The organism is Lysobacter capsici, assembly GCF_014779555.2.
GTDB lineage: Bacteria > Pseudomonadota > Gammaproteobacteria > Xanthomonadales > Xanthomonadaceae > Lysobacter > Lysobacter capsici.
Genome location: NZ_CP094357.1, coordinates 6,232,328 through 6,239,188, shown reverse-complemented (window position 1 = coordinate 6,239,188; position 6,861 = coordinate 6,232,328). Strand labels below are relative to the sequence as shown.

The following is a 6,861-nucleotide window of genomic DNA, read 5'->3' as shown; positions in this document are numbered from 1 at the left end:
CTGTAGTGCGTCTTCTTGTGCGTGCGTGTAGCTGACTCGGTCGACCGGCCGGCGCGCGAACTGCAGGGGCGCGGCTGGCGACGGGCGAAAGCGGCCCCGCGCACGATGCTCGCATCGCGACACAGAAGGCCGGGGGGTCGGTCAGACTACCATCGAGGCCGGGTCCGGAACAGGACTAATCCACAGGTTCATGCACAGGCTGGGGCGGGCCGTAAGGCGGCGCGGGTCACGGATCGCAAAGCCCAAACTAAACAAAGGCTTGACCCGGACTGTTGCGGTTCTATAGAATCCGCGGTCCTCTACGCCGTCTACATTCGAGCCGAATCATGGCCACCAAGCGCACCTACCAGCCCAGCAACCTCAAGCGTAAGCGCGACCACGGTTTCCGTGCCCGCATGGCGACTGCCGACGGCCGCAAGATTCTCGCCCGTCGTCGTGCCAAGGGCCGCAAGCGTCTCACCGCCTAAGCGTTGCCGGCGAACGCGCCGCGTCTGATCGCGCCTGTCGTGCCGATCCTGCGTCGCGTCACCGATCGCATCCGATGAATTCGACCCGCTTCCCGCGCACCGCGCGGGTACGCGCGCGCTCCGATTTCGACCGAATCTTCAAGCATGGCCGGCGCGTGGCGCTGCCCGTGCTCGCTTTGCATTTCCAGCCCGATCCGGACCTCGCGCCGCGCATGGGCCTGGCGGTGTCGCGCAAGGTCGATCCGCACGCGGTCGGCCGCAACCGCATCAAGCGCGTGTTGCGCGACGCCTTTCGCCATGTGCGCGACGAGCTTCCGCGCGGCGATTACGTCCTCGTCGCCCGACCCGGCGCCTCGCGCTGCAGCGGCGAGGAACTCCGCGCGGCCTTCCTGAGTCTGCTCAAGCGCGCCGCGCCCCGGCCGGCGCCCGCATTGCCCGCAACTGCGGCGCCCGGCACAATGCCGGCCGCTTCCCCTTCCGACCCCATGCCGGACCCCGGTCCCGGCTGAGCCTGCCTGCTGCCCATGAACCAGACCCGTGCTTTTCTGATCCTCGCCTGGCTGATGGTGGCGACCTTGTTGTGGATGGAGTGGGGCAAGGAGAAATCCGCGCCGCCGCCGACCGCCGCGCCGCCGATCGTCGCGCCGGCCAGCACCGTGCCCAGCGCCGCCAATGGCGCGGTGGCCGCGGTGCCCGGCGTGCCGAGCGCCGCGCCGGCCGTGCCCGGTTCGCCGGCCGCGGGCGCTCCCGCCGCCGCGGCCGACGCCAGCGACGGCATCGTCACCGTGACCACCGACGTGCTCAAGGTGAACCTGCGCGGCGGCGAGCTCAGCGAAGCCGACCTGCTCAAGTATCCGATCACCTCCGAGCCCAACAGCCCGCCGATGCGGCTGCTGGCCAGCGACTCGACCTTGTTCTTCGTGGCCCAGAGCGGCTGGGTCAGCCAGGGCAACGCCGCGCCGACGCACGAGTCGGGTTTCCGTTTCGCCGGCCCGCAGCGCAACGTCGTCCTCGCCGACGGCGCGCGCGACCTGTCGGTGCCGTTCGTGTGGACCGGCCCGAACGGCGTGACCATCACCCGCACCTACAGTTTCCGCCGCGGCGACTACGCGGTGAAGGTGCGCGACGAAGTCGTCAACGCCAGCGCCGCGCCGTGGTCGGGTTTCGTCTACCGCCAGCTCAGCCGGGTGCCGCGCGAACTGGTCCACAAGGGCCCCTTCAGCCCGGAGCAGTACAGCTTCCAGGGCGCGGCGTGGTACAGCCCGACCGACAAGTACGAGAAGCGCAAGTTCGATAAGTTCCAGGACGACGGCAAGCTCGACAAGCAGGTCACCGGCGGCTGGATCGCGATGCTGCAGCACCACTTCTTCGCCGCCTGGATTCCGGGCACGAAGGACCAGGGCCAGTTCTCGCTCGAGCAGCTCAACGCCGGCGGTCTGCCGCAGTACCTGATCCGCGACCTCGGCCCGGGCGTCACCGTCGCCCCCGGCGGCAAGGCCGAGACCGAGGCGCGCCTGTGGATCGGCCCGAAGCTGGTCAAGGCGATCGAAGCGCAGAACGTGCAGGGCCTGGACCGCGCGGTCGACTTCAGCAGCTACAGCATCTTCGCGACCCTGGCCAACGGCCTGTTCTGGCTGCTGGAAAAACTGCACAACCTGTTCGGCAACTGGGGCTGGGCGATCATCGGCCTGGTGGTGCTGCTGAAGCTGGCGCTGTATCCGCTGTCGGCCGCGCAGTACAAGTCGGCGGCGAAGATGCGCAAGTTCCAGCCGCGCGTGGCCCAGCTCAAGGAGCGCTACGGCGAGGACAAGCAGAAGTTCCAGATGGCGCTGATGGAGCTGTACAAGAAGGAGAAGATCAACCCGGTCGGCGGCTGTCTGCCGCTGCTGCCGCAGATGATCATCTTCATGACCTTGTACTGGATGCTCGCCGAATCGGTCGAGCTGCGGCATGCGCCGTGGATGCTGTGGATCCACGACCTGACCGCGCGCGACCCGTTCTTCGTGCTGCCGCTGATGAACATCGCGATCATGTGGACCACGCAGAAGCTCACGCCGATGACCGGCATGGACCCGGCGCAGGCCAAGATGATGCAGTTCATGCCGCTGATCTTCGGCGTGATCCTGGCGTTCCTGCCGGCCGGTCTGGTGCTGTATCAGGTGGCCAACGGCGGTCTGGGTCTGTTGCAGCAGTGGCTGACGACCAAGCGTTACGCCGAGGCCTCGGCCACGCCGGGCAAGGATAAAGACAAGGACTGAGGTCGTTGTCGATTTGGTTTGATACGAAGCCCGCCGTCTGGCGGGCTTCGTGTTTGTGGCGACAGGGATGGTTGGATTCTTCGGAGTCGGCGTCGATGTCGATGTCGATTCGAGCTTCGGGATCTGGCCACTGTGTGTGCCCGTCATCCCCGCGAAGGCGGGAATCCAGGGCTTCATCCAGGCAGGGCTCTGAAGTCTCTGGATCCCCGCCTTCGCGGGGATGACGAGCAAACAGCACGCCGGGCCGGGGTTTGATGGCGACCCCCGACAAACACGCACGCCCCCGTCCCCGGCATTTATCATCGCCGCCATGACCACCGCTCCCGCCCGCGACACCATCGCCGCGATCGCCACCGCTCCGGGCGCCGGCGGCGTCGGCATCGTCCGCGTGTCGGGCTCGCGCTCGCTCGAGATCGCCCAGGCCATCGCCGCGCGCGAACTGCAGCCGCGCCACGCCCACTACGTGCATTTCCGCGACGCCCAGGGCGAGACCCTCGACGACGGCATCGCCCTGTACTTCGCCGCGCCGGCCAGCTACACCGGCGAGGACGTGGTCGAACTGCAGGCGCACGGCGGCCCGGCGCTGCTGGAGGAATTGCTCGCGCGCGTGTGCGCCTTGGGCGCGCGCCGCGCGCGGCCCGGCGAATTCAGCGAACGCGCTTTTCTCGAAGGCCGCCTGGATCTCGCCCAGGCCGAAGCGGTCGCCGACCTGATCGCGGCCGGCGATGCGCGCGCCGCGCGCGCCGCGCGTCGCGCGCTCGACGGCGAATTCTCGCGCCGGGTCGAAGCGCTCGCCGACGATGTGCTGGCGATCCGCGTCCACGTCGAAGCGGCGATCGATTTCGCCGACGAATCGCTCGACACGCTCGGCGGCGCGGCCTTGCGCGCGCGCTTCGCCGCCGCCTCGAGCGCGCTCGACGATCTGCTCGCCGCCGCCGAACGCGGCCGCCGCCTGCGCGATGGTTTGCATGCAGTGATCGTCGGCCCGCCCAACGCCGGCAAGAGTTCGTTGTTGAACGCGCTCGCCGGCAGCGACCGCGCCATCGTCACCGACATCGCCGGCACCACCCGCGACCTGCTGCACGAGACGGTCAAACTCGACGGCGTCGAACTCACCTTGGTCGACACCGCCGGCCTGCGCGATGGCGGCGACGCGATCGAACGCGAAGGCATGCGGCGCGCGCGCGGCGAACTGGTCCGCGCCGATCTCGCCATCGTGGTGCTGGACGCGCGCGATCCCGACAGCGGCCTGGCCTGCGTCGCCGACGCGATCGCCGGCGTGCCGGCCTGCCTGTACGTCTACAACAAGATCGACCTGATCGAATCCGATTACGGCTCGCCCACGCCGGCCGACATCGGCGGCGAAGACCGGGTGTTCGTTTCCGCGCGCAGCGGCGCCGGGCTCGATCGCCTGCACGCGCGTTTGCGCGCATTGGCGCAGGGCGACGCGGCCGACGCCAGCGAAGGCGCGTTCACCGCGCGCGCGCGTCATGTCGATGCACTGTTGCGCGCGCGCGAGGAACTCGACGATGCGCGCGCGCAGCTCGATCACGAGATGCTGGATCTCGCGGCCGAGGCCTTGCGCCAGGCCCACGACGCCTTGGGCGAGATCACCGGCCGCGTGCGCGCCGACGATCTGCTCGGGCATATTTTTTCGAGCTTCTGTATCGGCAAATGATGGGGACGGCCACATACTGCCGATAGCCGCGCCCGACGAGCCGTCGGTCGAGATTGGGCCGATGCCGGGCGCTCCGGTGCGATCGACGCGGGATTCCAGGCCCGGATTACGCCGGCAATTCCGCCCGCATCGGCGATCCGAACCAGGCCATACAACCGAACCATCACTGCAAGGAATGCAATAATGGAAGTGGATTTTTTCAAGAACAACGCCAGCGATGTGCTGCTGGAAGTCGAGATCAACCCGGACGTCGCCGCGGCCTTCGAGAACGAGTACGGGGAAAGGACCGGACAGACGCCGGAATCCGGGCCGAACTACCAGCATCAACCGAATAAGTGGGGCGGCGAATACCGCATCTATTTCAACAGCGAGCACGACCTCCTCGATGAGTTCGCGGCGCTGAAGATAGATGTCGAACAGGGCCACAGGCCGTATCGAGGTCACCTGAAATACCGTGTCAACAATCAAGCATTCTTCTGGGCCCTGGTCGCAGCGGGCTACCGACTCGGCGAAAACTGAAATTCCGCGGCGCGCGGCTGGTGAATCATGGCGATCGAAACGTTGAGCACGCCCCGCGACGACGCATCGCGCGATCTGGTCGAACGCCTCGCCGAAGGCTTCCCGGAACTGATGACCGAAACCCGGGGCGAAGACGGAAGCCTGCGTCGCAGCGTGGATTTCGACAAGCTGCGGCAACTGCTCGGCGATCGCGCCGTGGACGGGCCGCAGGAGCGTTACCAACTCGACTGGCCGGGAAAGCGCGAAGCCCTGGCACTGTCCAACGCCTCGGTCGACGCGGCGCTGCGTCCGTACGAAAGCGAAAGCGTGGAGTTCGCGAGCACCGCAAACCTGTTCGTCGAAGGCGACAATCTCGACGCGTTGAAGCTGATGCGCGAGGGTTACCTGGGCAAGATCGACATGATCTACATCGATCCGCCGTACAACACCGGCAGCGATCTTATCTACAAGGACAGCTTCAAGTCGGCCGCGACCGAGTTCAAGCGCAAGAGCGGCTACACTAACGAACTCGGCGAACGGCTGGTGCACAACGCGCCGAGCAACGGACGCTTCCATTCCGACTGGCTGTCGATGATCTATCCGCGCCTGCGCATCGCGCGGCAGTTGCTGCGCGACGGCGGCCTGATCTTCATCTCCATCGACGACAACGAACGGGCCAACCTGCAGAAAGTCTGCGAGGAGATCTTCGGCCACGACAACTTCCTGGGTTGTTTCGTCTGGAAGCGGCGCAGCGGCGCGATGGACGCGGTGACCAACCTCAGCGAAGACCACGAATACGTTTTGATCTATTCGAAGTCGCAGGCGGTGCTCAAGGGCGTGGAGCGCACGTTCGAGAAATACACCAATCCCGACAACGACCCGCGCGGGCCGTGGATCTCCGACAACCTCAGCGCGGGCAAGCCCGGCGGCGACACCTATTACCCGATCACCGATCCGGACACCGGCAACGAGTTCTATCCGCCGAAGGGACGCTACTGGCCTTACAGCCGCCACACCATGGCCGGCAAGATCGCCGAAGGAAAAGTGATCTTTCCCAAGAGCGCCGGCGGCACGCCGATGCTCAAGCGATTCGCGTCCGAAGCGATCAAGTCCACGCTGCCGGTGTCGTCGTGGATCGAGCGGCCCGGCGGCAATGCCGGCCAGAGCACGCTCGTGACGCCGATGAACAGCTCCGCCACCAAGGCGCTCAAGGAGTTGTTCGACGCGAAATTGTTTTCCTTTCCCAAGCCGGTCGAGTTGATCAAGGCGCTGATGAGCCAGGGCATGCCGAAGGATGGCCTGGTGCTGGATTTTTTCGCCGGATCGGCGACGACCGCGCAGGCGATGTTCGAATGCAACGCCGAGGACGGCGGCAATCGCCGGGCGATTCTGGTCCAGCTTCCCGAAGTCCTGGCTCCCGATTCGGATGCGTTCAAGGAGGGCTTCGGCGATATCGCGCAGTTGTCGAAGGAACGGATCCGGCGTTCGGGTTCCAAGGTCCTGCAAGGCGATTGCCATCCGGACTGGAACCGCGACGTCGGCTTCCGGGTGCTGAAGGTCGACAGCTCCAACCTGAAGCAGGTCCACCATCGTCCCGATCAGACCGCGCAACAGGATCTGCTCGACAGCATCGATAACGTCAAGCCCGATCGCGGCGCCGACGATCTGCTGTTTCAGGTGCTGGTCGACTGGGGCCTGGAGCTGACCTTGCCGATTCGCCGCGCGATCGTCCGGGAAAAAACCGTGTTCTTCGTCGACGGCGCCGCGTTGGCCGCCTGCTTCGACGCCGAGGGCGGCATCGACGAGGCCTTCGTCAAGGAGCTAACGGCGCATAAGCCGTTGCGCGCGGTGTTCCGCGACGCCGGCTTCAAGGACAGCGCGGCCAAGATCAACGTCGAGCAGCTTTTCAAACTGCTGTCGCCGGCGACCGAAGTCAGATGCATCTGAGCCGACGCGCGAA

General features: G+C 66.4%; 6 protein-coding genes. All 6 read left to right on the top strand.

Going from position 1 to position 6,861, the window contains the following annotated elements; genetic code table 11:
* Positions 1-326 precede the first annotated feature (326 nt).
* The 6 genes from rpmH to IEQ11_RS25810 all read left to right on the top strand — a co-directional run bounded on the left by rpmH (position 327) and on the right by IEQ11_RS25810 (position 6,848).
* Positions 327-467, top strand: coding sequence for a 50S ribosomal protein L34 (gene rpmH / locus IEQ11_RS25835; protein ID WP_027083663.1), 141 nt, complete (start codon positions 327-329; stop codon positions 465-467).
* 74 nt (positions 468-541) lie between these two features.
* Positions 542-976 carry a ribonuclease P protein component gene (rnpA, locus tag IEQ11_RS25830; RefSeq protein ID WP_046658563.1) on the top strand — a complete coding sequence of 145 codons (435 nt, stop codon included), beginning with the start codon at positions 542-544 and terminating at the stop codon, positions 974-976.
* A gap of 15 nt (positions 977-991) precedes the next feature.
* Positions 992-2,725 carry a membrane protein insertase YidC gene (gene yidC / locus IEQ11_RS25825; protein ID WP_191823233.1) on the top strand — a complete coding sequence of 578 codons (1,734 nt, stop codon included), beginning with the start codon at positions 992-994 and terminating at the stop codon, positions 2,723-2,725.
* A 310-nt stretch (positions 2,726-3,035) separates the two neighbouring features.
* A complete protein-coding gene (mnmE, locus tag IEQ11_RS25820; RefSeq protein WP_191823234.1) occupies positions 3,036-4,403 on the top strand; it encodes a tRNA uridine-5-carboxymethylaminomethyl(34) synthesis GTPase MnmE in 1,368 nt (455 codons plus the stop codon).
* 183 nt (positions 4,404-4,586) lie between these two features.
* The gene (locus IEQ11_RS25815) at positions 4,587-4,922 is read left to right on the top strand and encodes a hypothetical protein (RefSeq protein ID WP_191823235.1); all 336 of its coding nucleotides are present in this window, start codon (positions 4,587-4,589) and stop codon (positions 4,920-4,922) included.
* 42 nt (positions 4,923-4,964) lie between these two features.
* Positions 4,965-6,848 carry a site-specific DNA-methyltransferase gene (locus IEQ11_RS25810; RefSeq protein WP_228464965.1) on the top strand — a complete coding sequence of 628 codons (1,884 nt, stop codon included), beginning with the start codon at positions 4,965-4,967 and terminating at the stop codon, positions 6,846-6,848.
* Positions 6,849-6,861: the final 13 nt, after the last annotated feature.

Excerpts from the sequence above, each read along its gene's own strand:
- rpmH (WP_027083663.1), top strand. The coding sequence starts at position 327 with ATGGCCACCAAGCGCACCTACCAGCCCAGCAACCTCAAGCGTAAGCGC.
- rnpA (WP_046658563.1), top strand. The coding sequence starts at position 542 with ATGAATTCGACCCGCTTCCCGCGCACCGCGCGGGTACGCGCGCGCTCC.
- yidC (WP_191823233.1), top strand. The coding sequence starts at position 992 with ATGAACCAGACCCGTGCTTTTCTGATCCTCGCCTGGCTGATGGTGGCG.
- mnmE (WP_191823234.1), top strand. The coding sequence starts at position 3,036 with ATGACCACCGCTCCCGCCCGCGACACCATCGCCGCGATCGCCACCGCT.
- IEQ11_RS25815 (WP_191823235.1), top strand. The coding sequence starts at position 4,587 with ATGGAAGTGGATTTTTTCAAGAACAACGCCAGCGATGTGCTGCTGGAA.